Raw genomic sequence first — 25,976 nt, forward strand, 5'->3', positions numbered from 1 at the left:
GCACTCTTCGCCAATAAAATCAAGCCGGGACGCCGCGATGATAGGCATGTGCACGAGATCGGCTCCAGCGCTTCCGGCCCATGCCGTTGTCCTCTCCGCACGGACGTGGCCACCACGGCCCGTGGCACCCCAATTCCGCACTTCGAACGCCGAACGCCTGTGACGGGCCAGCGTCGGACCCGTAACGTCGAGGAGAAGAGCCGATGAGCTATGAAGAAGTGATCGCGCTGATCGCAAAGGAAACCGGCCTTCCCCCCGAACGTCTGCAACCCGATGCCACGCTGGCCACGCTGGATATCTCGTCCATCGACATCGTCAGCATGCTGTTCGAACTGGAAGACCGCTTCGGCGTGGAAATACAGCCGGAGGAACTCTCGCGCGAAACGACGATGCAGCAGCTGCTGGAACGCATCGGCGTGCCGGCACCGCAATGAAAAAGCGCGTCGTCATCACCGGCATGGGCTGCGTCAGCGGCCTTGGCCGCGGGGTAGAGGTGAACTGGACTCGCACGCGGGACGGCGACGGCGCCATCCGCCCGCTTCCGGATGACAGGCTGGCGGAAAGCGGAACCGGCGGGATCGGCGCATGGGTCGATCCGCCTGCCGGGGAAAGCGGCACGCTCGCCCATGTCGATCCGGAACGCCTGCGGCGGCTGGGCAAGCTGGACCCGCTCTCCTCCTTCGCGATCGAGGCCGCGCTGGAAGCGGTGGCGAGCGCCGGCCTGCTGGGCCATCCCTCGCTGGACCATCGCACCGCGATCATGCTCGGCTGCGGCAGCGGCGGCAACCAGACGCGCGAAGTGGCCTACGAACGCCTGTTCGCCAAAGGCCAGCCCAAGGCCCATCCGCAAACCATTCCCAGTTCGATGATCACCGCGCCTGCCGCGCAAATCGCGATCCTGCTTGGCGCGCATGGGCCGGTCTTCACGCTGTCCAGCGCATGCGCCTCCTCCGCCCATGCCTTGGGAGAGGCGATGCACATGATCCGGTCCGGCCGCGCCGACGTGGCGCTGGCGGGCGGGGCAGAGGCATGCCTGACGCGCGGATCGCTGGCCGGGTGGAACTCGCTAGGCGTGCTGGCGCCCGACGCCTGCCGTCCCTTCTCGCGCGACCGGCGCGGCATGGTGCTGGGCGAAGGCGCGGCCGTGCTCGTGCTGGAAAGCGAGGCCCATGCCCTGGCCCGGCGCGCGCCGATCCTGGCCGAACTGGCCGGCTATGGCCTCTCTACCGACGCCGCGCATATGACCGCGCCGGATAGCGCCGGCATCACCATGGCCATGCGCGCGGCGCTAGAGGACGCCGGCGTCGCCGCGCATGAGCCGATGCTGATCTCCTCCCACGGCACCGGCACCGCGCTCAACGACCCGACGGAGGCCGCCGCGCTGCGCGCCGTCTGCGGCCCGGCGCTGGATCATCACCGCGTGATCGCCACCAAGTCTGCCCACGGCCACATGATCGGCGCGGCCGGCGCGATGGAGTTCCTGATCGGCATCGCCGCGCTGATCGAAGGACGCGCCCCGCCCGTGCTCAATTTCCTTGGCCCCGATCCAGCCTGCGATGTGCCGCTGGTGCTGGAACCGGAAAAGTTCGCGCCGCATGTGCTGCTGTCCAACAGTTTCGCGTTCGGCGGGCTCAACGCCGTGTTGGTGGGCCGCCTGCCGTGAGCGCTGCGATCGCCCATATCAACCGGATCGGCACCGCCAATCCGCCGTTCCAGGTGCATGACGCTTTCGTGCGCTACGTCGCCGGGGAACTGGAGGATCCGCGCACGCGCCGCCTGTTCGAACGGATGGTCGGCCGCTCCGGCATCGCCCAGCGCTATTCCTATCTGGAGCCCGTGGTTCTGAGCGATGGCACGATCAGGGATACCGACGGGTTCTACGGCGGAGAGGCATGGCCCACCACCGGCGCGCGCATGGCCCGTTATGAGCGGGACGCGCCGCGGCTGGCGCTTTCCGCCATCGATGCGCTCGATATCGACGCGGAAGAGCGCGCGGAAATAACCCACCTGATCGTCGCGTCCTGCACCGGGTTCATGGCGCCGGGGCTGGATCAGGTGATCATGGCGGCGGCCGGGCTCTCGCCCGATGTGGAGCGCACCGTGGTCGGCTTCATGGGCTGCTACGCGGCGGTGAATTCGCTGCGGCTGGCGCATCACATCGTCCGCTCGGACTCTGCCGCGCGCGTGCTGGTGGTCACGCTGGAACTTTGCACGATCCATTTCCAACGCAACCTGGATGTCGCCAGCCTGCTGGCGATGCTGCTGTTCGGTGACGGCGCCGCCGCCGCGCTGGTAACCGCCGATCCGCAAGGCATCGCCCTGCGGGATTTTCGCGCCGCGACGATCCCCGGAACCGGCGATGCGATCACCTGGAACATCCGCGATCAGGGCTTCGACATGCATCTGGGCGGCGAAGTGCCCGCACGTATTGCCGAGGCGCTGGCCGTCGAGGCGCAGCGGACGGACGGCGGCGGCCTGCTGCGCGATGCGTCGGTGCAGGACTTTCAGCTCTGGGCCGTTCACGCGGGCGGGCGCACGATTCTGGACGCGGTGGAGCACGGCTTCGCGCTGGACGGCACGGCGCTGGCGCCATCGCGCGCGGTGCTGCACGATCACGGCAACATGTCATCCGCCACGCTGATGTTCATCCTCGCACGGGTTCTGGCCGATGGCGCGAGTGGCATCGATACCGGCCTCAACTCGGGCTGGGGCATGGCGCTGGCCTTCGGCCCCGGCATGGCCGCTGAAAGCTTCCGCTTCACGCTGGCCGCCTGAGATGACGCCGCGCCGGACAAGTGCGCTGGTGATCGGCGCCGGGCCGGCCGGCAGCGCCGCTGCCTGCCTTCTCGCCCGCGCCGGCCATACAGTGCACGTGGTCGAGAAGGAGACGGGGCCGCACCACAAGGTCTGCGGCGAGTTCCTCTCGGTCGAAGCGACCGCCCATCTGGCCGAACTCGGCGTCGATCCGCTGGCGCTGGGCGGCGTGCCGATTGAGCGCATCCGCCTGATCCGGGCAGGCGCGGCCACGGGTGCGGAGGCCGCCTTGCCGTTTCGCGCCGTCGGCCTCAGCCGCCTTGCCATGGACGAGGCGCTGATCGCCCGGGCGCAAGCGGCAGGCGCGCATGTGGAGCGCGGCCTGCGGGTATCGCGGCTGGAAGGCACGCGCGCCATGACCAACCGGGGCGAGATCACTGCCGAGACGGTGCTGCTGGCCACCGGAAAGCTGCCGATCCGGGACGACAGTACGGCGCCGCCGCCCCGCGCGCGCGGTGCCCCCCGTGCGCCTGGCTTCGTCGGCTTCAAGATGCACTACCGCCTTTCCCCCGCCGCCACCCGGCGGCTGCGCGGAACGATCCTGCTGGTGCTGCTCCAAGGCGGCTATGCCGGCCTGCAGATGATTGAGGACGGCCGCGCCAATCTCTGCCTCGCAATCCGCCAGTCCCGCCTTGCCGACCTTGGCGGCAAGTGGGACGGCCTGCAGGATTGGCTGCGCGACGCGCCGGAATTGGCGGCCCTGCTCGTCGATGCGGAGCCGCTGTTTCCGCGCCCGGTCTCCATCGCCAACATTGCCTATGGAACCTTCGCCGCACCGCCCACGGACGACCGCGTGTTGCGGCTGGGCGACCGCTGGGCAATGACCGCCTCGCTGACGGGGGACGGCATGGCGATAGCCTTGCGCAGCGGCTTCATCGCCGCGCGCTGCGTGGATGAGGGCCTCGGTAGCCGCGCCTATCACGCGGCGCTTCGCCGGCAGGCCGGGGGCCAGATCCGGCGCGCGATGGCGGTGCAGAACCTGCTGGCGCTGCCCATAATAGCGCCGATCGCCTGCCGCTTGGCGGCGGCCTTCCCCGCCGGCCTGCGCTTCGCAGCGCGGGTGACGCGGCTGCCTGAATGGTCCCCCCATTCCCAGCCTTTCGACAACAAACCATCCGGCGATCCGCAAAGGCGTTGACGCCGCCGCCGCCCCGCGCAAGTTTGCGGCCATACAGGGAAAAGGGGCGATCATGCACAAAGGCAAGTTTCTGAAAGACGCGGCAAAGTTGGTATGCGGCGTGCTGGTCGCAGCGGCCATGCCATGGACCGCCGCAGAGGCGAAGGACATGGTGATCCACGCCGGCACCTTCATCGACGGCACCGGCGCTGCTCCCCGGCACAATGTGTCGATCCTCATCACCGACCAGCGCGTGACCGCGATCCAGGCCGGCTTCGTAACGCCGCAGGGCGCCGAAGTGGTCGATCTGGCGGACAAGACCGTGCTGCCCGGCCTGATCGATGCGCACGATCACATCACTGCCGGCTGGCACGCCGGCGATCCGATCCGCAACAGCGTGACCCGCAGCGACTTCGAAGACGCGATCGAGGCGACCGGCTTCACCCGCAACACCCTGCTGGCCGGCTTCACCTCGGTCCGCGATTGCGGCGCAAACACGCAAGTCGTCGTCGCGCTGAAGAAGTCCATCGACGGCGGTGTCGTACCCGGCCCACGCATGTGGGTGGCCGGCACGCCGCTGGGCCCCACCGGCGGCCACGGCGATTCGACCAACGGCCTCCGCGTCGAATTCGCGGACATCCCGCATATCAGCGACAACGTGATCGACAGCCCGGAAGCGGCGCGCATCGCCGTGCGCCGGCTGAAGCGCGAAGGCGTGGATTTCATCAAGATCATGCCCTCAGGCGGCGTGATGTCCATCGGCGACGATCCCAAGCATCAGTTGATGACCGATGACGAGATCAAGGCCGTGATCGATACCGCCCACGCTCTGGGCATGAAAGTCGCGGCCCACGCCCACGGCAAGGAAGCCATCGATCACACGATCGCGCTGGGCGTCGATTCGATCGAGCATGGCTCTTACGCCGATGCCGCCAGCTACAAGCTGTTCAAGCAATACGGCGCCTATCTGGTGCCGACGATGCTGGTCGGGGAAAAGGTCTACCAGCGCGCGAAGGAGCATCCCGAGCAGCTGAACCCGTCAACCGCGGAAAAGGCGCTGGCGATTGCCCCGCTGCTGCGCCGCAACTTGCACGATGCCTATGCCGCCGGCGTAAAGATCGCCTTCGGCACCGACACTTTCGGCCTTTCCAGCCACGGCGAGAATGCGCAGGAATTCGCACTGATGGTGGCCGCAGGGATGACACCGATGGACGCGATCAAGGCCGCCACCGGCAATGCCGCCGATCTGCTGGGCAGCGCCGATATCGGCACGATCCAGCCGGGCCGCTACGCCGATGTCATTGCCGTCGATGGCGATCCGCTGAACGACGTTAAAGTCCTGGAGCACGTCGGCTTCGTCATGAAGGGTGGCACGGTCGTCAAGGCCGGGGGCAAGCCGCTGATCTGATCGCCTCGCAGCAGTGGCCCCCTCACTTTTGCGGAGCGGGGCCGCTGCTTTCCCGGCAGATCAGTTCGAACCGGAACACCGGCGCCTCGTCCGGTTCCGCCACCAGTGCATCGATGACGGCGCGGCCCATTTCCTCCAGCGGCTGACGCACCGTGGTGAGCGGCGGCCAGGCGGTGGCGCTGGCGGGCGTATCGTCGAACCCGACCACCGAAAGATCGTCCGGCACGCTCAGCCCCTGGCGATGCGCATACGTCAGCACGCCCAGCGCCATCGCATCGTTGGTGGCGAAAATCGCGGTGGGCGGCGCATCGCGCTTCAGCATCGCCTCCCCCACTTCCAGACCGGAGGCGAAATCGAAGCCGCCGCGAACGAACATGTCGTCCGCCAGGGGAAGACCGGCAGCCGCCAGCCCGTCCTTGAACCCTTCGACGCGGGCCAGCGCGGCGCGGTGGTCGGCCGGCGGGGTGATCACGCCGATGCGGCGGTGCCCCAGCCCGATCAGGTGATCGGCAATCATGCGCCCCGCCGCGCGTTCCGGCGTCGGGATATTGAAGCTTTCCGCCACGATGGAGCCGGCCAGCCGCGCGCAGGGCAGCTTGAATTCCGCCAGCTTCTGCAGCAGCGCCTTGTCGTCCGACAGCGGCGGCGCCACGAACACCCCGTCCGGTCGCAGGGCGGCCACCAACCGGTCCAGAATCTCGAAGCGCGCCTCACCCGAAAGCGGCATGGGCTCCACCACCAGATGATAGCCGAGATCGCGGCAGCGATTGGCTGCGCCGATCTGGAGCGCCGCCGTGTAGCCCGGCGTGGGGTTGTTGTAGAGAAACGCCAGCATGAAAGACCGACCGCCCGCCAGCCGCCGGGCGGACTGATTGGGGCGATAGCCAAGCTTGCTGATCGCGGCGGACACCCGCTCACGCACGGTTTCGCTGACGTTCGGCGCCTTGTTGACAACGCGGGACACCGTTTTGATGGATACGCCCGATGCGGCGGCAACGTCACGAATACTGGTCATCTGCAGCCTTTGCCACACAAGCGCGGCGCTGAGAACGGTCTTGTATACGATGTTCGGATTGTAACCGCCGCCGCGTCCTTTTTCGGGACCCTTTCATGGCGGATGCAAGATCGACTTGATCCGACTCCGAATGCGCGCTAAACGGCCGGTACAACGTTGTCATCTCCTCCTAAAGCGACAGCGCTGCGCATCCCGGGTGTGGGCGGATTGATCTCAGCTCTTTCCTTCACACCCGGGATGTCACCAAAAACAAAAAACATCGTGGGAGATTTCCGGTGCTCTTCAACGCCAGCGTCATCCATACGGATTGACCACTTTACGGATTGATTTCGTCATCCGCGCGTAAGAGCTTACGAAACCTTCATTTCATTCCGGATCGACGCGTTCCATCGCGTCAGGCAGCGCAGGTCAAGCACATCATGGCCATTACGTCCGCAATACCGAATCCCAGCATCAATGCCGATACGGCCGAGGAAGTCCCCGGCGGTTATGTCGATGCCCCCGAACTGCGCTATTTCGTCATGGCGCTGTTCTTCATCTTCGGCGGCATCACCAGCCTGAACGACGTCATCATCCCGAAGCTGAAAGAGCTGTTCACGCTCAGCTACACGCAGGCGATGCTGGTGCAGTTCTGCTTTTTCACGGCTTATGCGGTGATCGGCATTCCCGGCGCGATGCTGGTCCGCAAGGTGGGCTACATGCGCGGGGCCGCTGCCGGCCTCGCGATCATGATCGTCGGCTGTCTGGCCTTCATCCCGGCATCGCAGACCGCGACCTACTGGCTGTTCCTGGCCGCCTACTTCGTTCTGGCGGCCGGTGTGGTGATCGTGCAAGTGGTGGCCAATCCGCTGATCAGCCTGCTGGGCAAGCCGGAAACCACCAGTTCGCGACTGACTTTCGCGCAGGCCTTCAACTCGCTGGGCACCACGATCTTCCCGATTGCCGGTTCCGTGCTGATCTTGGGCAGCCTGGCCAAGGTGACCGCGCAAGATCTGGCCGGCCCCGCGCTGGACGCCTATCGCAGCGCGGAAAGCCAGGCGATCGTCCACGGCTACCTTGCCATTGCCGTCGCGCTGGCGCTGGTGGCCGCGGCGGTCTGGAAGTTCCGTGATCGCCTGCCTCCCGAACAGCACGGCGAAGACAGCGGGTTCGCCGGATTCGACCTGCTGAAGCGCATGCGCTTCGGCTATGGCGCGCTCTGCATCTTCCTTTACGTCGGCGCCGAAGTCTCGATCGGTTCGCTGATCGTCAGCTATCTGATGCAGGATCACGTCATGGCCCTGCCCGAACAGTCCGCCGGCAAGCTGATCGGGCTCTACTGGGGCGGCGCGATGGTGGGTCGCTTCATCGGATCGGCCGTGCTGCGCGTGCTGAACCCCGGCCTCGTCCTTACCTTCAATGCCTGCGCCGCGATTGCGCTGCTGGGCATTTCGATGACCAGCACCGGCGCCCTTTCGGGCTATTCGCTGCTGGCGGTGGGCCTGATGAACTCGATCATGTTCCCCACCATCTTCAGCCTTGCCTGCGAAAAGCTGGGCGCCCGTGCGGCGGACGGGTCTGGCATCATCAACGTCGCGATCTGCGGCGGTGCGCTCGTCCCGCTCGCCACCGGCGCGCTGGCGGACGTTACCGGCGGCAACCTGGGCATCGCCCTGGTCCTGCCGGCGATCTGCTACGCCGTGATCGCCGGCTTCGGCCTCTTTGCCCGCCGACCGGCATAAGCACGAAACCCCACCCCGGCGCGATCAGCACGCCGGGGTGGGGTTTCCGTCCAAAGTCTGCCTCAACTTTGCGATCAGTTCACGACGATCCGCACCCGCGCCAGATTCTGGATCCGCGCGAAAGGCGTTTTCCGGTCGCCCTCGCGCTGCGAGGCTACGCGGATAACGGCGAAGTACGTTCCCGGCCGATCATAGACGTGATTGGCCGATAGCGTGAGGGCCGCCGGGTGCCCGGCCGGGACCGTGGCGGGCGTTTCGAAAGTGCCGTCGCCATCCAGATCCCATTCGGCCGCGACCACCGAACCCGTACCGGGCGGCACATCGACATTCGCCTTGAAGCTGACCCGGGTACCCGCCGCGACTTTCGCGATCGCCCCGCCATTGGCGGTGACCGCCACCACCGGCTGCACCCCCTTGCGCGCCGCCGCGTCGGCCGGGACCACCACCTGACCCCCGTCCATGCGATAGGCGGTGGAGGCCGGCGGCGCCTTGCCTTGCTCCACCCAGGCCGCGAGGTCTCGCAGCGCCTGCTGCAGCACGCCGATGTAGGAAACCACCCGCGAAGGATCGTCCTGCTTGCTCTGGTCGCCATGCAGCGCCCGGTCGGTGTACCAGATGCGGAACCGTTCATCCGCGGCCGCCCCGGCATGGGCCTTCACGCGTGACCGATACCAGTCACCCTGCCACGGCAGAGCCTCCCGGTCCCAGAGGTTCTCCACCAGTATGACCTTGCCGTCGAACTGGCCGGTCGGCACCGAACCAGCGGCGTTCTTGGTGAACAGCGGCCCCAACAGCATACGCCGCTGCGCGTAGAGCGGCTTGCCCTGCGCGTCGGCGAACTGTTTCCAGACGGGATATTCGGCCAGGTCCGGCACCTGATGGCGGTGATAGTATTGCACCGCAAGGATGTCGCTGTTGTCCAGCCGCACCTCGTCACCCGCCTTGATCGTCGCCAGCAGTCGCGGATCGTTGATGCCCAGCATGGCCAGATCGCCGTGGACGTCCGACAGGACCACTTTCTTGCCGGAAGCAAGCACCAGATCGGACAGCAACAGCGCCTTAGAACCGGACGCATTCGCCAGTCGCACGGCAACCGGCATCTCGCCTGCCGAATGCAGTCCCATCGCCTGCCACGCAAGGTCCGCCGTACCCTTTGCGGTGCCGGGCGTATGACCGAGATCGATGCCGAGCGACTTCGCCTTGTCCGCGCTGATCACTTCGACGACGCGCGTGGGCATTTGCACGCGGTCGGCCTGAAGCAGTTCCGGGCTGTCATGCCCTTCGTATCCCGGCTGGGTCCAGAAGTCGGTGAAATAGGACGCATCGGCCATGCGGATGCCGCCGAACAGCAGCGCAAAGGCATGCGGGCCCATCGTGCGCCACGCGTACCAGGACTGCGGCTGGAACCCCATCGCGGTGACTTCCCGCAGGGCGGACTTCTGCTGATCGGTCAGGCCCGCATAGGGATCGCCGCTGCCGCCCGCGTCCAGAGCGTCGACCACGCCGTCCAGCTTGTCACCCAGCACGCGCATGGCCATCAGGCGCACGGTGAACATGTTCGGGATCGCCATCGGGGAACCCAGGACATAAGGCACCGCGCCGTCCCACACGCCCTTGGTATTCTCCAGCGCCCCCAGTGTGCGATAGGCGCCGCCGCTGCCGCCATAGGCATAGCCGTAGATGTGCGGCCGCGCCGGATAGACTTGCCCCGCCACGAAGCGCGAAAACCGGGCGACGGCCGCATTGGCGCGGAAGGCACCGATCGTCAGATCTCCGCCCCCCATCGGGTCCGCCGCCTTCGGGCCGCCGCCATTCGTTTCGATGAAATAGGCCCCGCCAGCCATGGCGGCACCGATCCGGTCTTCCTCCCCCGTCAGCCCTTGCGACAGGGTTTCGCTGTCGGGAACCGGCGTGATGTACTGGAAGAAGCGCCCCTGCCACGCCTTGGAAGCGGGGAAGTAGAACGAAAAACGCGTATCGGTGCCTTCAAACCCGCCGTGGATGTAGCGATAGGCAGTGCCGTTGTTCGTGCGCGGCTCGTCCCGGTCGATGAAAGGCCGGGCGAACAGCGCGTCCTGATCGCCGTACCCCTGCGTCGACAGCGCCGTCGAAGCCGCCTTAGCCGCGGGTTCATCGGCCATGGCGGGGACCGGAACCGAAAGCACCGTGGCCATGATCGCCAGACTTGCCGCCCATTTTCCTGCTGCCCTTTGCACGCTCACCGTTCACCATCCCCTCAAGCCGCGCCTCTGATCGGGCCGGAAGGGAGACTTGTGGCACGGCGCCGCGCCGCGTGCAGCGGGTCAGCCCATCGCCCCGCCGATCATCCAGCGCGGTGAACCGCCGCGCCCGACACAGGCGGCGCTTGCCTGCCCGTGCGCCCTGCGGCACAGGGCGGCATGGCGCGTAGCAAGGTAAAAGTGTTCTTTGACGGTGGCTGCCGCCCCAATCCCGGCCCTATCGAGGTGGCCGTGGTGGTGCGCGGTAACGTGCATCTTTTCGACGGGCTTGGCCCCGGCTCCAACCGCGATGCCGAATGGCTGGCGCTGATCCACGCGCTGGAACTGGCACAAGCGCTGGGTCTGTCCGATGTCGAACTGATCGGCGATGCCGTGGAGATCGTCGATCAGGCGAGTGCCGCGCTCAAAAGCGGACAGGCTGCGCCGGGCCATGCGGCCAGGTTCCTGGCGCTGGCAAACCCCGCGCCGCCGGCACGCATTCGCTGGATCAAGCGCGAACAGAACCTGGCCGGCATCGCGCTGGCCGCTCGGCATCCGCGCTAACGCTTTCTAATCAGGTGGAATCACCTGATTAGAAAGCGCGGTAATCCGCCCTAGGTCACGGCGCTTGTATAAGGGCGATCATTCCAGCAATTCGGCGCGGCATTCCGTATCCATCTTGCCGCAAGGCTCGATAGCAATCGGAATGCCCGAATAGCGCACCATCCCGGTCAGCGCATCGACGGATTCCACGCTGGTCAGAAGATTCACGTTGGCGATTTCGTGCCCGTGCGGGATCGAGGCTACACCCGGACGGATCGCATCGTCCACGCAGGCCGTCAGGACGATTTCCCCCCGCGTGGTGCGCACCCGAACCGGCGCGCCGTGTTCGATCCCATGGCGCTGCGCATCTTGCGGATTCAGGATCACATCGGCCGGGCTGCCCAGAAACGAAAGCGATGCATTCAGTTTGCGGCGTTGCCGGCGCGGGATGAATGAAAGCGGCGGCGCAATCGCCTGCCGGTCACGCTCGCACGTTTTCTGCCACGATTGCAGCAGCGCATCGGGGGCCAGAAACCAGCCGCCGATCCGTTGAATATGATCGTCCACCCATTGCCCGGGAAATTCCAGCGGGCGGGACACCGTGCCGGCTTCGCGCAACTCTTCGAACGTGCAGCGCGCACCCGCCATCTGCCGCGCCAGCATGGCATCGTCGGCGCCCGGATCGAGGTCACTCTGCGGAAGCCCCTCCGGGACCGGCAGGTCCATCCGCCGCATCAGCTGCGAAATGATCCACCATGCCGACCGCCGCTGCCCCATCGGTTCCACCACCGCAGGCGAATAGAGCATCGACAGGCTGCCGCTCAGCGTATCCCAGAACGAGATATCGGGCCGCTCCAACTGGTCCTTGGTGGGCAGCACGTGCGTCGACAGCGCCGTCGTCTCGTTCCGCAGGATTTCGAAGGTGACGAAAGTATCCAGCTTACGCAGCGCGGGCACCAGCCGGTTCGCGTCGGGGAAGGAGCGGACCAGACTGCCGCCCAGATTGACCAGCGCGCGGATGTTGCCTGCCTCGATCTCGCCCGGCAGCGCCGCACAGGGCCAGTCGCCGATCAGGCCGGAGGCGTGGGGCATCGTCGGCGCGCCGGGGGTGAAGGGATTGTTCATCAGCGGCAGTTCGAAACTGTCGAACTGCGTGAGGAAGCCGGGGTGGAACCACACGCCGCCCTCGCGGTTCATGCGGCCGGTCAGGATGTTCAGCAACCAGGCGAACCACTGGGTGATATTGGCGCTTTCCGCCATGGTGACGCCGGTGCCGGTTTCCACGGTGACGCCGCCATGCCGGCGGACGGCGGCGAGCAGATCGTCCAACTCGTCCTCGCCGACGCCCGACACACGCGACGCCGTGGCGCGATCATAGCCGTCCAGCGCGGCGCGCAGGCTGTCCAACCCTTGGACGGGTTGGGCCGGAACCAGCGGCCCGCCGTCGATAACCTCGCGCACCAGCCAGCCGAGGATCGCATAGTCCTTGCCGGGCCAGGGTTGCAGATGGCGGGTGGAGAACCCTGCCGTCTCGGTGCGGAGCGGGTCGATGGTCCAGACTTCTCCCCGCGCTGCAATGGCGCGGATCGGGCCGGCCGGGTTGAACATGCCGGTATTGTGCCCGTGGCTGACCATCGGATTGACGCCGACGTAGAGCAGCATCCGGGCGTTGTCGTTGTCGGTCTTGCCCGAAAGGCCGGGAAATCCACCGACCAGACTGGAAATGAGCACTTTGGCAGTGCCATCGATGGTGAGCGGGGAGAACTTGGGCGGCATGCCCAGCGCGTTGTAGAACGCCTCCCCCATGCGATAGCCGGCCGCGTCCATGCCAAGGCCGCTGCCGAAGTAGAAGGCCACTGCGTTCGGCCCGTGATCCTTCACAATCTTGCCCAGCCGCGCCGCCAGATCGTCCAGGCATTCGCCCCAACCGGCCGGCTCGAACCCGTCCCCCCGCCGCATCAACGGCGCGTCGATGGCATCGGGATGATGATGCAGGCGGCCCAGCGCGCGGCCCTTGGGGCAGGTATAGCCCTTGCTGAGCGGATGGTCGAAATCACCCTTGATCTGGCCGATGGCGTTATCCTCTACCTGCACGGTCACGCCGCACTGGTTCGTGCAAATGCGGCAGTGCGTGCGGACCGATTCCGGCATGGCTGGCTCTCCCCGGCCTTTTCCTGAAGGCCATCTTCTTGCCGACTCGTATAGTTGAACATGTGGTCAATTGTAAGTGATCCACTGTTCACTTATCTTGTCCGCAGCGCCAACTCCGCCTAAACCCCTGTCATGGCGAGCACCGTGAAAGTAAGGCGCAGGGATCCGGTGAAGACGCGGGGCGAGATCCTGCAGGCGGCCGTGGACGTGTTCGGCGCGCAAGGCTATGCGCAGGCGGGTCTGCGCGAGATTGCTGCCAAGGCGGGCACCGCGCCCTCCCTGCCCTTACGCTATTTCGGCACCAAGGCAGCGCTGTTCGAGGCCGCGCTGATCGAAACGATCCGCCAGAATTCGGTCTTCGCCTGGGAAAAGGCAAATTTCGGCGAGACAATGGCCCGGCTGATCCACGATCGCAGCAATGTGACGATCAGCGTGATGCTGATTCAGGCGCTGTCAGAGCCGGAAGCCCATGCGGTCGCCGCCAAAGTCTGGCGGACGCACATGATCGCGCCGCTGGAAGAATGGCTGGGCCCGCCCGAGGCGCAGGCGCGCGCCAACAATCTCTTCGCGGTACTGACCGGGGTAACGCTGCAGGTTCACGGTCTGGCGTCGGGCCAGGCATCGCCCGAACAGCTGCGATGGGTGGCGGAAACGCTGCAATCCATCGTCGACGCCGGACGGCACGACGCGCAACACTAGAAGGCCGGATCGGCACCCGGTGACTTCAGCACGCACGACTCCACAGCCCACCAAGGCGGGCCGTGGAATGCGCCGATTATGAAATCAGCGTGCGCTGGCGAGCTGGACTTGCGGCTTGGTGGCCGCGCTTGCCGTGCGGGCTTCGATCCGCTCGCGAATGTCCGACTTCACGGCCGCCTGGCATTCCTGCGCCTTCTGCTCCAGCGCGAGGTGCACGTTCGCCAGTTGATCGCCGCAGACGGCGCGGGCGGCGTTGTCCATGCGGATGGCCAGACGCTGCTGCCCATCGGGGGTGGCGAGGTCGAGATCGTTGATTTGCATGACCACCTTGTCGCGCGCAAACGGGCTTTCGCTGGTGGTCGCGGACGCCGCAGTGGCAAAGGCGACGGTGACAGAGGCCAGAGCCACAAGTCCAATTTTCATCATCTTCTCCTGCACACAAGTCGAGCAGCCACTCTGCGGCGGCTGCCACCGTCATAGCGCTCGGCAGAAGAACTTACAATCAGTGCTTGCGGCCCAATGCGGTGGGCCTCCTGGCGGGTTCAGGGGCTGCAAATCTCCAGCACGGCAAGATCGGTGACATGGCCCAGCAATCCGATCGGCAGATCGGCCTGCATGGCCCACTGCGCGCCCGTCTCCGGATCGTGCAGGGCAATATCCAATGATCGGGCAAGCGGTGCGGACCAGGCGCGCACGGTGTTCACCGGCAGGCGGACCTTCCAGCCCTTTGCGCCTTCCACCGGCACCACGTGCCCATTGATGCTGACCGCTGCAGCGGCATCGGCACGGTGGCCAGATATCAGCAGGCAGCTATCGTTCCCGCAGGAAACCAGCCGTGTGGCGGGCTTCGATGCCGCCATCGCATCGGGCGCGGCAGCGGCGGACAAGGCCGCAAATCCCAGTGAAAATGTAGCGATGAGGCAGCGACGCTGCATCGCCGTCAGTTGCCGTCCATTCGTGAGGATAGGCCGCCTACAGCCTGTGCGCGTGCCGCAATCCCTTCGCGGACCGCTTTCAGAGCCAATGCGCCGACTGCCGACACGCCTTTTGGCAGTCCGTTTCGGCCCATGATCTGGAAGATCGCACTCGCACCCATTGCTGTTTTCCCTCTTGTCCCGGCCTCTTGGAGAGTGCGCGGGCAGAGGTCATCAAGGCAGGCGCAAATTTGCGATGCCAGCCATAGATTGCAACTATGACCGGGGCAGAGCCCGGATACGGCGGAACACCTCATCGATGAACAGCTGCGTCGCGGTATCGCGCGCGGGCTCCAGCCGGGCGAGCAGGAAGATGTCGTAGGATGGTTCGAAGCTGGTGTGCAGCATCGGCCACAGCACGCCCTGCTCCACTTCCGTCCGCGCGGCCGATATCGGCAGGAAGCCAATGCCCACACCGCAGGAGATCAGGCGCCGGGCCTCGTTGACGTCTTCCGCCAGCCCGGTCGTGCGCGAGCCCAGCCGGTACCGGCGGCGCAAGTGGGTGATGGCCTCCACCTCGTCCTCCCCGGTCAGCACGAAGGCCTCGTCCTTCAATTCCTTCAGCTGGCTGACCCGGTAGCCGAACATCGGATGGCTGCGCGCGCAGTAGAGTTGCTGCCGTTCCACGAACAGCGGTTCGTAGACCAGACTGCCGCGCACGCTGCTGTCATAGCCGATGCCCACTTCCACTTCGCCGCGCTCCAGCGCGTCCAGCACCTGCCGCCAGGGGGAGAGGCGGATTTCGATGTGGATGTTGGGATTGCGCCGATGAAAGCTGGCAATCGCCTCGTCGAATTCGCGGCTTACGATGGCGGAAACGATCTGGATGCGGACGATGCCTTCCACGTGGCGCGTGGCCTGCGCGATCTGGTGCGGCATCATCCGGGCGGATTCCAGCATATCCTCGCACAAGGCGAGCATCGCCTTGCCGGCCGTAGTCATCTCCACGCCCGTCGCGGTCCGGCGCAGCAGGGTGGCGCCGACATGATCCTCCAACCGCTTCAGCGCGGCGCTGATGCTGGGCTGCTGCTTGTTGAGCTGCCGTGCCGCCGCACCGATTCCCCCGGCGCGAACGATGTCGACGAACGTGCGCATCAGGTTCCAGTCAACCCGATTTGCGAACTTCTGGTCGATCAACGGCGTGCGGTCGCTCATACCCAATGCGTCCCCTCGTGCCGCCTGAAATCCGCGGTCTTTCAGCTCGATACCCCATCTTCGAGCCGAAGTCATAGATGGAAATTATGCGAGCCATTAAAGGAAAAGGTCTGTCGCTATGCCCCGACACAATTACGCATATCTGCGCAGGTAATGAGGGGCACGAAGCCCTCGGGTCGCGCAATTAGGCTGTAATAGAAAAGGGGGGCATTACGCCCCCCTTTTCAAGTTCATATCCGCCGCTTCAGGGCTTGGCCATCAGCACGGCGGGCGGCCACCAGGTCAGCGTATGTTCGTCATGCGCGGTGGTCCACAGGCCGTAGTCGGTGAAGCGCAGCGCGCCGCTGCCGGCCGGCTTGCCGACGCGCTCCTCGATCTTCAGACCCTTGATCACCACGAAGACCTGATCGTCGGTGGTGCGCAGCCAAACCTTGTTGTGGCCCACATCGATGTCGCCCCACTTCAGGTTGGCCCCCACCTTGACGCGGCCGGTCACTTGGCCGCTATCCGGATCGACGCGGGCGAGCGTGCCGTCCGCCTGCTCCTGCACCCAGACGCCGCCGGCGCCGGCAGCCAGGAAGCCGGGATCCTTGCCCAGCGGCGTCTTGCCGACGACGGCATTGGTGGCGGGATCGATACGCTGGAGCGACTGCTGAGACTGGCTGACGGCCCAGACCGATCCGAACCCGAACGCCATGTACCAGGTGCCGGGATCCACAGTCACGGAGGCGATCACGCTGTTGGTGGCGGGATCGACGCGCGCGACCACACCCTTCGCATCGCTGGCGACCCAGATCGACCCGGCGCCGGCCACGACGTTCAGCTCACCCTGGAGATTGGCGATGCCGGTGGGGATCGATGCGACCAGCTTCGACGTCGCAATGTCGATCCGGTTGAGCGTGCCTTCCTTGCAGTCCGCGACCCAGAGGGAACCATGCTCCACCGCCATGGCGCCGCACGGATGCGTCATGGCCACTTCGCCCAGCTTGCCGTCCCGCCCCCAGTGCTCTACTTTGCCCTTGTTGGTGGCCCAGACGGTCATCCCGTCCACCGCCAGGAAGTCGGCAAAGCCGGGCACGGTCATGACCTTCTCCCCCTCTGCATGGGCGATCGAAGGCAGCGCGGCGGCAGTCAAAGTGGCAGCCAGAACCATCCGTTTCAACGTGCGCATGTTTCCCCCCTTGGGTCCCTCGTTAAGCGTGCTTTCGGTCGTCAGGCGCGGCTGGCGATATAGGCGCGCCATCCGCCCAGGCTGGTGATGTCTTCCGCCCCGGTCATCGCGCGCGGTTCGGCCACGAAGCCCTTGACGCTGCTGCCATCGGCCAGCGTCACCGTACCGATGGCGAGCGGCGCGGGCACTTCTACCACGAAGCTGCCGAATTCGGCGACGCCCAGTTCATAGACCTCGACCGCGATCGAACCGCCGTCTTCGCTGTGCACCAGCGCGGGCTTGGGCGGCACGCTGTCGGCCATCGCGTAGAGCCGGTAATTGGGCGCGGTTTCGAAGGCGCCGACGAAGCTCGCCTCACGCGAGGTGAGCTGCCAGTGGAGGGGCATGTCCTTCAGGTGGGCGCCGACGACGGCGAGTTTCACTGTCTGCATTTTTCCCTCAAGATCAAGTGTTGGAAGCGATGGAAGATCGGCGACGGAAAGATAGGCATCCGCCGTATCGAGCAGGGCGCGGTCGCTGTCGGCCGGGCCGATCAGGGTCACGCCGAAGCCGGTGGCGTTCGCCCGGATGCCGGCCGGCACCGCCAGCGCGGCCATGTCCAGCAGGTTCACGAAATTGGTATAGAAGCCCAGATTGCTGTTGAGCGCGACCGGCGCGGCTGCAAGTTCCGACACGCGGTAGGTCGTGCCCGTGGTCGGGAAGACCATCATGTCGATCGAGGTCCACAGCGTGTCCGCATGGCGCTTGAGATCGGCCATTCGGTAGATACCGTTGAACAGGTCCACCGCGCTGACATCCGCGCCGGGTTCGACGACGGTGCGAACGGTGGGATCGATAGCATCCGGGTTGTCCGCCAGGATTTGCGCCATCGCCGCCGTGCGCTCGGCCACCCAGGGGCCGCCGTAGAGCAGCAGCGCCGCTTCCTGGAACGGAGCGAGGTCGATCTCGACGATCTCACCCAGCGTCGCCAGCTTCTCCAGCGCGCGGTCGTAGAGGAATTCGGATTCGGCATCGCCGAACCAGTTGCGCTGATCGCGGCGCGGCACGCCGATGCGCTTCGGCTGGAGCGGCCGGTCCGCCAGCGGCTTCGAATAGGCGTCGGCCGGGTCGAAACTTGCCACCACTTCATCCACCAGCCGCGCATCGGCAGTGTCTTCGGTGAACACGGTGATGCAGTCGAGCGTGCGGCATGCCGGAACCAGCCCGCGCGTGGACCAGCGGCCCTTGCTGGGCTTGAAGCCGATCAGATGGTTGAACGCGGCCGGGACGCGGCCCGAACCGGCCGTGTCGGTGCCCAGTGCGAAGGCCACCAGCCCCGCCGCCACTGCGACCGACGATCCCGAACTCGATCCCCCGCTGACGTAGGCGAGGTTATAGGCATTGCGCGGAATGCCGTAAGGGCTGCGCGTGCCGACCAGCCCAGTGGCGAACTGATCGAGATTGGTCTTGCCGACGCAGAGCGCGCCTGCCGCCGTCAGCCGCTCTATAACCCCGGCCGAGGCTTCGGGGCGATAGGCGAAAGCCGGGCAGGCGGCCGTGGTCTCGAACCCGGCAACGTCGATATTGTCCTTCACCGCGAAGGGCACGCCGGCCAGCGGCAGGCTTTCCCCGGCGGCAATGCGCGCATCGATGGCGCGGGCGGCGGCGAGGAGATCATCCCGCGTCGCCCGGCTGATCCAGATCTGCGGCTGGATCGCATCATAGGCAGTGACGCGGGCAAGCGTCTCTTCCGCCACTTCGACGGCACTCATCCGGCCGGCGTTGACGGCGGCGGCGATCTCGGTCGCGCTGCGACGGTTCAGTTCGGCGGCACTGCGGCGATCGAGCACGGTCATGCGTGCCTCCGCAGGGCCAGCATCGGCGCGCCGGGTTCCAGCGCCTGTCCTTCCCGCATGTAGAGGGCCTCGATCGTGCCCCGGCCGGGGCTTTCCACTGGGCATTCCATTTTCATAGCCTCGATAATGGCGATCTTGTCGCCGGCCTCCACCACGTCTCCGGGGGCGACCAGCAGGGTCGAAACGCTGCCGCCGTAAGGGGCTTCGACAAGGTCGGAACCGGCGGGAAGCTCGATCGCGTCCGCCGTCGGCGTATCGCGCTCGTTAAGTTCCGCGACCTGATCGAACTCGCCCCGGCGCTGCCATTCATCGCGCTCGGCATCGAAGGCGGCCTGCCGGGTTTCCTCGAACTCGGCGATTCCTTCCGCATTCTCGGCCAGGAAAGCGCGATAGTCGGCAAGGCGGAATTCCGATTCCTCGATCCGGATCGAACGCCGCCCGGTCGGGAATTCGCGGCGCCAGTCGGCCAGTTCTTCCGCGCTGACCGGATAGAAGCGAATCTGGTCGAAGAAGCGCAGCAGCCAGGGCTTGCCTTCGGTGAAGGCGTCGGTCTGGCGATAGGTGTTCCACACCTGGATCGTCCGGCCGAAGAGCTGGTATCCGCCCGGCCCCTCCATGCCGTAGATGCACATGTAGGCCCCGCCGATGCCCACCACGTTGGGCGGCGTCCACGTGCGCGCGGGGTTGTATTTCGTGGTGACGAGCCGGTGTCGGGGATCCACCGGCGTCGCCACCGGCGCGCCCAGATAGACGTCGCCAAGCCCCATGACGAGGTAATTCGCCTCGAAGATCAGGTTCTCCACCGCCGCCTGATCGGTGAGGCCGTTGATGCGGCGGATGAACTCGATGTTGTCCGGGCACCACGGCGCATCCGCGCGCACGGTGGCCATGTACTTCTCGATCGTCTCGATCGTCGCCGGATCGCGCCAGCTGAGCGGCAGGTGGACGATGCGCGAGGGGATCGTGAAGTCCTCAAGATCGCCAAGCCGCTCTTCCGCCGCCATCAGCGCGGCCAGCGCCGCCTTCTGGTCCATCGCCGCACCGTCGAAGTGCAGTTGGAGCGAACGAATGCCGGGCACGATGTCGATCACGCCGGGCAGCGCGAGCCGCTCCAGTTCGGTCATCAGCGCATGGACGCGGATGCGCAGTTCAATGTCGAGCACGATCGGCCCGTATTCGACCAGGATGTTGCGGTCACCCTGCTGGCGATAGACGGTGCGCGGCCGCCCCGGCCCTTCGGCAATCTCGCCAAGGATGGGGGACAGCGTTTCCACTGCACGCGCGGGAGAAGCCTCCGGCGCGGTGCCGTTGCCGACAAGCGCGCGCTGCATCGCTTCCGCCTTAGCCGCATCGGCGATGGTCACCGGCGCGAAGCGCAGCTTGTCGCCCGGCGTCAGCTGGCCGATCTTCCAGCGGTCCGCCGCGATCACCACGAAGGGGCAGACGAAACCGCCCAATGATGGCCCGTCCGGGCCGAGGATGATCGGCATGTCGCCGGTGAAGTCCACCGCGCCGATGGCATAGGGATTGTCGTGGATGTTGGAGGGGTGCAGGCCCGCCTCGCCGCCGTCCGTGCGCGCCCAGCGGGGTTTGGGCCCGATCAGGCGAACGCCGGTGCGGTTGCTGTTGTAATGCACCTTCCATTCGGCAGCGAGGAACGATTGCACGTCCTCGCCCGTGAAGAAGTCCGGCGCGCCGTGCGGGCCGTAGAGCACCCGCAAGGTCCATTCGGTCGAGATTTCCGGCAGGGCAGCGGCGGCAAGCGGCGCTTCGGTCGCCTCGCCCGCCAGATGCAGCGTGTCGCCCGCCAGCAGGCGGCGCGCGGCATGGCCGCCGAACTGGCCGAGTTCGAACGTGCTGCGGCTACCCAGATAGGGCGCAATGTCCAGCCCGCCCGCGAACAGAACGTAGCCGCGCATGCCGCCCGAAGAGGCGCGCGCCATCGACAGGGTCTGGCCCGCGCCGATGTCGATCGGCACGCCGCGCGGGATCGCCACACCGTCCAGCATCGCGCCGAAATCGGCACCCATGACGCAGATCCGCGCCGGGGCGACGAAGGCCAGCGTCGGCCCGGTAACGGTCACTTCCAGACCGGCCATCCCTTCCGGGTTGCCGAGCAGGCGGTTGCCGAGCCGGAACGACTGGTCATCCATCGGGCCCGAAGGCGGCACGCCCACGGCCCAGAGATGCTGGCGGCCCGGCCAGTCCTGCACCGTGGTCGCGGTGCCGCCGCTGACGACGCGGATGCTGCGCGGCTCATAGGCGATGCTGTCCAGCACGCGGGTCGAAACTTCGCCGCTGGCGAAGGCGGGCGTGCGCACCACATCGCGCAGCCAACGCAAGTTCGTCTCGATCCCGTCCGCGCGGCTCTTGTCGAGCGCGGCCTGTGCGGCCTCTACCGCTTCGGCACGGGTCGGGGCGTGGACGATCAGCTTCGCCAGCATCGGATCGTACCAGGCGCTGACCGTGCTGCCCGATGAGCACCAGGTCTCCACGCGGATATCGTCCGGGAATTCCAGCGCGGTCAGCGTGCCCGAAGTAGGTCGATAATCGAGCGAGGGGTCCTCCGCATAGAGGCGCATCTGCACCGAATGGCCCCGCGGCGTGGGCGTCTCACGGTCGAGGAAGCTGTAATCGCCGGCCGCGCCGCGCACCATCCATTCGACCAGGTCGATACCCATGACCATCTCGGTCACGCCATGTTCGACCTGCAGGCGCGTGTTCATCTCCAGGAAGAAGAATTCCGCGCGATCGGCGTCGTAGAGGTATTCGACCGTGCCTGCCGAGCGGTACTGCGCCGCCTCACCCAGACGGATGGCCGATGCGATCAGCTCGCTGCGCACCGCTTCGGGCAGTTGCGGCGCCGGTGCTTCCTCGACGACCTTCTGGTTGCGACGCTGCAGCGAGCAATCGCGCTCGCCCAGCGCCATGACGCGGCCCTGCCCGTCACCGAACAGCTGCACCTCGATATGGCGCGCGCGGCGGATGTAGCGTTCCAGGAAGACGCCGGCATCGCCGAAGTTGCTCATGCCCTGCCGCGCCACGGCGGCGAAGCCTTCGCGCAAGTCCGCCTCGTTCTCGCAGACACGCATGCCGATGCCGCCGCCGCCGGCCGTGGCCTTCAGCATGACCGGGAAGCCGATCTCCTGCGCGGCGGCGACTGCCTCTTCCTCATCGGTCAGCAGGTTGGTGCCGGGCGCCAGCGGCACGTCGTGCGCCGCCGCCAGCGCGCGGGCGCTGTGCTTCAGGCCGAAGGTGCGGATATTGTCGGTATTCGGGCCGATGAAGACGATACCGGCGGCGGCGCAAGCCTCCGCAAATTCGACGTTTTCGGCCAGGAAGCCGTAACCGGGATGGATCGCCCCGGCCCCGGTCTTGCGCGCGGCCTCCAGGATCGCCGGGATATTCAGGTAGCTGTCCGATGCCTTGGCCGGGCCGATCAGCACGGCCTCGTCCGCCATCGATACGTGATCGGAGCCTTCGTCAGCCTCTGAATAGACCGCGACGGAGCGCAGGCCCATGCGTCGCAGCGTGCGGATGATGCGGGTGGCGATCGCGCCTCGGTTGGCGATCAGGACCGTGTCGAAGCTCATGCGGTGACAATCATCCGGACGGGAGTGGGGTTGAAACCGTTGCAGGGGTTGTTGACCTGCGGGCAGTTGGAGACGACGACGACGACGTCCATTTCCGCCCGCAGGTCCACAGTCAGGCCCGGCGCGGATATTCCGTCGACGATGCCCAGCGACCCGTCCGGCTCGACCGGTACGTTCATGAAGAAGTTGATGTTGGAAACGATATCGCGCTTGTTGCGCCCCTCGGTAAGGTTCGCCTCAAGGAAGTTCTCCACGCAGGCATGTTCGGCCTTGGTGTGATGGCCGTAGCGCAGCGTGTTGGATTCGCACGAGCAGGCACCGCCGATGGTGTCGTGATAGTCCACCGCGCTGGCGGCGATGGTCATCATCGGGCGGCCTTCGTTGGAACGCAGCACGGTGCCGGTGCGCAGGAACAGGTTGCCCTGCGCCGCCACGGTATCCTGCGCGCTGTAGCGTTCGGCATCGTCGGCGGCGGAATAGAGCAGGAAATCGACGGCCTGATTGCCTTCCAGATCGACGATGCGCAGCGTCTGGCCGGCCGCGATATGGTGCAGCCACGGGGCGCGGGCGGGCACGATTTCGTCATGGATGACGGCGCCGGCCAGGCCGGAGAGGTGAGTATCGGTCATAGTAGCCTGCCCCTCGTTCAGCGGCGGAAGTAGTCTTCGACGTTCTTGAAGGCGCGCAGGCCTTCCGGCGTGGCCGTGCGAACGGCATCGTCCTCACCGGTGACGGGGCCGCGCCAGCCGGTCGCACGTAACGGCGTCACCGACCATTCGGGCCGGGGGTCGAGCACGTGCGGGCAATTCGCGATGACCACGATCACGTCCATCTCGGCACGCAGCACCAGGCTGCGGCCCGGCGCGAAGGGGCCGACCTCAGGCGTGATCGTGCCGTCCGCCTCGATATGGGTGCCCTTGAACAGCGTGACGCAGGGATGGACGTCGCGGCGGCCCAGCCCATGCTTGGCGGCGCCCAGCAGGAAACGATCGCGCCCATTGGGATGAGGACCGCTATTGCTGCCATCCCCATACTTGGCTGCATTGGTCGCGGCATTGGATGTACCGGCAAAAGTGTCGTGCGTACCGGCATCGTCTTCCAGAATGCTCAGCAACACACGGCCCATGTCCGAAAGCAGCAGCTTGCCCGCGCCCAGATAGGCGTTCCACTGCACTTTCACGGTATCGGCCACGTTCAGCCGCTCGGTCGGCATTTCGGCGTTGAACACCAGCAGCGATGCGCAGGCATCGCCTTTCAGATCGATCAGGCGCAACCGCGTTCCGCGCGACAGGCGGCGCGTGGCGTAACCGCCGGCGGCAATCGTCTCTTCCCACAACAGATCGTCGGTGCTCACACCCGCAGGCAGGTCGTCCGCAACCGGCGGCAGCACCGGCATGGTTTCGACTACCGTACCTTCCATGCTGCGCGCATGGTCCCGCGCGGCCAGGGGATTGGCCAGAATCTCGGTCATCAGATGGCTCCGATCGGTTTGATGGTGTGGCCGTCCTGCTCGTAGAGAGGCGGCAGAAGCGATGTGGTGGTGACAAGGCCCAGCTGCTGCACACCGCGCACCCGCCGAATGGCGTCGCACAGTTCCTTCAGCCGCACGGCCGGGCCCTGCACCAGCAGAACTTCCAGCGATTGATCGTCTTCCAGCACCACGTGCTGGGAAGAGATCACTTCCTTCAGATAGTGCGCCTGGGTTTGCGAAAGCTGGTGGCGCACGCGGCCCCGTTCGCTTCGGTAGACCAGGGTAATCGTACCGGCGAGCATCTCGTCCGGACGGGTAAGCGATTCATGCTCGGCAAGAGCATGGCGGATCAGTTCGGCGATCAGCTGGGAACGGGACGGCAATCCGCGTTCCTCCACCATCGTGTCGAGCTGTCTGAAGAGGTCTGCCGGTAGGCTCATGCTGAGCCTTGCCAGGCTGGAAGATTCGGAGCCCATGAGCAGACCCTCTCAGTTATTACCTATTGCGTCAATAGTAATACTGTCGATTTTTTCGACGGTTTCCTCATTCCGCTCACGCAGCGCCAGATCGTAGACGACGGTGGCGCCGAAACGGTGCGGGGCGTGCGGATCGTGGCGGCGCTTGTCGAAAGCGAGCACGCGGGTGCCCAGCGTGAAAGCCTCGCGAATGTCGTGCGTCACCATCACGATGGTCAGCGCATATTCGCTCCAGAGGCGGCGGATCAACAGATGCATGTCCGCCCGGATACCGGGATCGAGCGCGCCGAACGGCTCGTCCAGCAGCAGGATGCGCGGGCGTTTCACCAGGGCCTGCGCGATGGCCAGACGCTGCTGCATCCCGCCCGACATCTGCGCGGGATAGAGGTGCATGCTGTCCCCCAATCCCACCGCCTTCAGCATCTCGGCAGCTTCCTCTTCCGCCGCGCGGCGTTTCGCGCCGAACAATCGGGCGGAGAATGGCGCCTGCGCGCATTCCATGCCGAGCACGACGTTGCGCAGGGCGGACAAGTGCGGAAACACCGAATAGCGCTGGAACACCACGCCGCGATCGGGCCCGCATTCGGGCACCAGCGGCTCCCCGTCGAGCGAGATTTTCCCGCGCGTGGGAGCTTCCTGCCCAAGGATCAGGCGCAGGAAACTGCTCTTCCCCGCCCCCGAAGGCCCGACCACCGACACGAAGGAGCGGGCGTGAATGTCGAGGTCCAGCTTCTCGATGACGATCTTGTCGCCATATTCGACCCAGACGTCGCGAAGGGTGAGTAGCGCGCTCAATGGCTCTCTCCATGCGCCCAGGGGAACATTCGCCGGCTCAGGAACGCCAGCGCCACGTCCATGACGATCGCCAGAAAGGCGATCCACGCGACGTAAGGCAGGATGACGTCCATCGAGAGATAGCGGCGGACAAGGAAGATGCGGTAGCCAAGGCCGACGTCCGATGCGATCGCCTCTGCAGAGATCAGGAAGACCCATGCCGGCCCCAGCGCCAGCCGCATGGCCTGCAGCAATCGCGGCATCGCCTGCGGCAGCGCCACGCGGATCATCACCTGCCAGCTGCTGGCCCCCAAAGTCTGCGCCTTGACGATCTGCTCCCTTGGCAGGGCGGTGACATGTGCCGCGATGTCGCGGATCATCACCGGCGCAATGCCGATGACGATCAGCGCGACCTTCGCGGTTTCCCCCAGCCCCAGTGCAATGAACAGGATCGGCAGCAGCGCGATCGGCGGAATGACGGCAATGCCGGTCACCAGTGGCCCGAAAGTCGCGCGCACCGGTGGCAGCACGCCGAGGGCAAGGCCCACGACGAGCGCCATCAGCGTGGAGATGCCAAGGCCGATGCCCAGACGCTCCAGACTGGCCAGCGTATCCGCCCAGAACACCAGCTGCCCGGTCAATGGATCCGGCTGGGCGATCAGCGCGGACATGGCCTGCACCATCCCGTCGGGCAGCGGCAATATCTTGTCGGCCGGATTGGCGGCATGGCGGCTGGCCGCCAGCACCAGATAGACCACGACCAGCAGCAGGATCGGCGCAGCGCCGAGCAGCAGACGATCGCTTCGCCGAACTTGACGATTCATCCAACGCATTGTCGTC

Annotated in this window: 22 protein-coding genes; 8 read left to right on the forward strand and 14 right to left on the reverse strand. The window is 66.1% G+C overall.

What is annotated here, in order from left to right; translation table 11 throughout:
• Window positions 1–203: 203 nt before the first annotated feature.
• From ACZ1JV_RS00105 to ACZ1JV_RS00125, 5 genes are all read left to right on the forward strand, one after another.
• Window positions 204–434 carry an acyl carrier protein gene (locus tag ACZ1JV_RS00105; RefSeq protein ID WP_465149077.1) on the forward strand — a complete coding sequence of 77 codons (231 nt, stop codon included), beginning with the start codon at window positions 204–206 and terminating at the stop codon, window positions 432–434.
• Complete coding sequence (locus ACZ1JV_RS00110; RefSeq protein WP_465149078.1) at window positions 431–1,663, forward strand: beta-ketoacyl-[acyl-carrier-protein] synthase family protein; 1,233 nt, start codon at window positions 431–433, stop codon at window positions 1,661–1,663. The genes ACZ1JV_RS00105 and ACZ1JV_RS00110 overlap by 4 nt, the downstream gene beginning before the upstream one ends.
• The gene (locus ACZ1JV_RS00115) at window positions 1,660–2,775 is read left to right on the forward strand and encodes a type III polyketide synthase (protein ID WP_465149079.1); all 1,116 of its coding nucleotides are present in this window, start codon (window positions 1,660–1,662) and stop codon (window positions 2,773–2,775) included. Before ACZ1JV_RS00110 ends, ACZ1JV_RS00115 begins: the two co-directional genes overlap by 4 nt.
• A 1-nt stretch (window position 2,776) precedes the next feature.
• Window positions 2,777–3,952 carry an NAD(P)/FAD-dependent oxidoreductase gene (locus ACZ1JV_RS00120; protein ID WP_465149080.1) on the forward strand — a complete coding sequence of 392 codons (1,176 nt, stop codon included), beginning with the start codon at window positions 2,777–2,779 and terminating at the stop codon, window positions 3,950–3,952.
• A gap of 118 nt (window positions 3,953–4,070) precedes the next feature.
• On the forward strand, window positions 4,071–5,339 hold the full coding sequence (locus ACZ1JV_RS00125) for a metal-dependent hydrolase family protein (RefSeq protein WP_465149743.1): 1,269 nt from the start codon (window positions 4,071–4,073) through the stop codon (window positions 5,337–5,339).
• A gap of 22 nt (window positions 5,340–5,361) precedes the next feature.
• On the opposite strand, the gene ACZ1JV_RS00130 is transcribed toward ACZ1JV_RS00125, so the two are convergent.
• Window positions 5,362–6,354: a LacI family DNA-binding transcriptional regulator gene (locus ACZ1JV_RS00130; protein ID WP_465139041.1), complete on the reverse strand. Its 993-nt coding sequence runs from the start codon at window positions 6,352–6,354 to the stop codon at window positions 5,362–5,364.
• Window positions 6,355–6,773: 419 nt separating this feature from the next.
• On the opposite strand from ACZ1JV_RS00130, the gene ACZ1JV_RS00135 reads away from it, so the two are divergent.
• Window positions 6,774–8,075 carry a sugar MFS transporter gene (locus ACZ1JV_RS00135; protein ID WP_465149081.1) on the forward strand — a complete coding sequence of 434 codons (1,302 nt, stop codon included), beginning with the start codon at window positions 6,774–6,776 and terminating at the stop codon, window positions 8,073–8,075.
• A gap of 74 nt (window positions 8,076–8,149) precedes the next feature.
• Here the strand turns inward: ACZ1JV_RS00135 and ACZ1JV_RS00140 are convergent, their stop codons facing one another.
• Complete coding sequence (locus ACZ1JV_RS00140; protein WP_465149082.1) at window positions 8,150–10,297, reverse strand: PKD domain-containing protein; 2,148 nt, start codon at window positions 10,295–10,297, stop codon at window positions 8,150–8,152.
• 177 nt (window positions 10,298–10,474) lie between these two features.
• Here ACZ1JV_RS00140 and ACZ1JV_RS00145 point away from each other — a divergent pair, with 177 nt between their 5' ends.
• Window positions 10,475–10,858, forward strand: coding sequence for a reverse transcriptase-like protein (locus ACZ1JV_RS00145; protein ID WP_465149083.1), 384 nt, complete (start codon window positions 10,475–10,477; stop codon window positions 10,856–10,858).
• Window positions 10,859–10,936: 78 nt separating this feature from the next.
• Here ACZ1JV_RS00145 and ACZ1JV_RS00150 read toward each other — a convergent pair whose 3' ends face one another.
• Window positions 10,937–12,988, reverse strand: a complete 2,052-nt coding sequence (locus ACZ1JV_RS00150) for a molybdopterin-containing oxidoreductase family protein (protein ID WP_465149084.1) — start codon at window positions 12,986–12,988, stop codon at window positions 10,937–10,939.
• A gap of 168 nt (window positions 12,989–13,156) precedes the next feature.
• Between ACZ1JV_RS00150 and ACZ1JV_RS00155 the strand changes: the two genes are divergently transcribed.
• On the forward strand, window positions 13,157–13,687 hold the full coding sequence (locus tag ACZ1JV_RS00155; protein ID WP_465149085.1) for a TetR/AcrR family transcriptional regulator: 531 nt from the start codon (window positions 13,157–13,159) through the stop codon (window positions 13,685–13,687).
• A gap of 84 nt (window positions 13,688–13,771) precedes the next feature.
• Here ACZ1JV_RS00155 and ACZ1JV_RS00160 read toward each other — a convergent pair whose 3' ends face one another.
• The 11 genes from ACZ1JV_RS00160 to ACZ1JV_RS00210 form a co-directional block, all read right to left on the reverse strand.
• Window positions 13,772–14,110, reverse strand: a complete 339-nt coding sequence (locus ACZ1JV_RS00160) for a UrcA family protein (protein WP_465139035.1) — start codon at window positions 14,108–14,110, stop codon at window positions 13,772–13,774.
• Window positions 14,111–14,229: 119 nt separating this feature from the next.
• Window positions 14,230–14,574, reverse strand: coding sequence for a hypothetical protein (locus ACZ1JV_RS00165; RefSeq protein WP_465149086.1), 345 nt, complete (start codon window positions 14,572–14,574; stop codon window positions 14,230–14,232).
• Between the two features lie 303 nt (window positions 14,575–14,877).
• Entirely contained in the window at window positions 14,878–15,816 is a 939-nt protein-coding gene (locus ACZ1JV_RS00170; protein WP_465149087.1) for a LysR family transcriptional regulator, read from the reverse strand.
• Between the two features lie 244 nt (window positions 15,817–16,060).
• Complete coding sequence (locus tag ACZ1JV_RS00175) at window positions 16,061–16,987, reverse strand: Vgb family protein (RefSeq protein ID WP_465149088.1); 927 nt, start codon at window positions 16,985–16,987, stop codon at window positions 16,061–16,063.
• 41 nt (window positions 16,988–17,028) lie between these two features.
• Entirely contained in the window at window positions 17,029–18,822 is a 1,794-nt protein-coding gene (gene atzF, locus ACZ1JV_RS00180; RefSeq protein ID WP_465149089.1) for an allophanate hydrolase, read from the reverse strand.
• Complete coding sequence (gene uca / locus ACZ1JV_RS00185) at window positions 18,819–22,415, reverse strand: urea carboxylase (protein WP_465149090.1); 3,597 nt, start codon at window positions 22,413–22,415, stop codon at window positions 18,819–18,821. Before uca ends, atzF begins: the two co-directional genes overlap by 4 nt.
• Complete coding sequence (locus tag ACZ1JV_RS00190) at window positions 22,412–23,044, reverse strand: urea amidolyase associated protein UAAP2 (protein ID WP_395336054.1); 633 nt, start codon at window positions 23,042–23,044, stop codon at window positions 22,412–22,414. Before ACZ1JV_RS00190 ends, uca begins: the two co-directional genes overlap by 4 nt.
• A gap of 17 nt (window positions 23,045–23,061) precedes the next feature.
• A complete protein-coding gene (locus tag ACZ1JV_RS00195; RefSeq protein WP_465149091.1) occupies window positions 23,062–23,886 on the reverse strand; it encodes an urea amidolyase associated protein UAAP1 in 825 nt (274 codons plus the stop codon).
• On the reverse strand, window positions 23,886–24,362 hold the full coding sequence (locus ACZ1JV_RS00200; protein ID WP_465139028.1) for a CopG family ribbon-helix-helix protein: 477 nt from the start codon (window positions 24,360–24,362) through the stop codon (window positions 23,886–23,888). Before ACZ1JV_RS00200 ends, ACZ1JV_RS00195 begins: the two co-directional genes overlap by 1 nt.
• Before the next feature lie 12 nt (window positions 24,363–24,374).
• The gene (locus tag ACZ1JV_RS00205) at window positions 24,375–25,157 is read right to left on the reverse strand and encodes an ATP-binding cassette domain-containing protein (protein ID WP_465139027.1); all 783 of its coding nucleotides are present in this window, start codon (window positions 25,155–25,157) and stop codon (window positions 24,375–24,377) included.
• Window positions 25,154–25,969 (reverse strand): ABC transporter permease, encoded by an 816-nt coding sequence (locus tag ACZ1JV_RS00210; RefSeq protein WP_465139026.1) that lies wholly within the window; start codon window positions 25,967–25,969, stop codon window positions 25,154–25,156. The genes ACZ1JV_RS00205 and ACZ1JV_RS00210 overlap by 4 nt, the downstream gene beginning before the upstream one ends.
• Between the last annotated feature and the right edge of the window lie 7 nt (window positions 25,970–25,976).

This window comes from Novosphingobium sp. BL-S-19 (assembly GCF_055521675.1).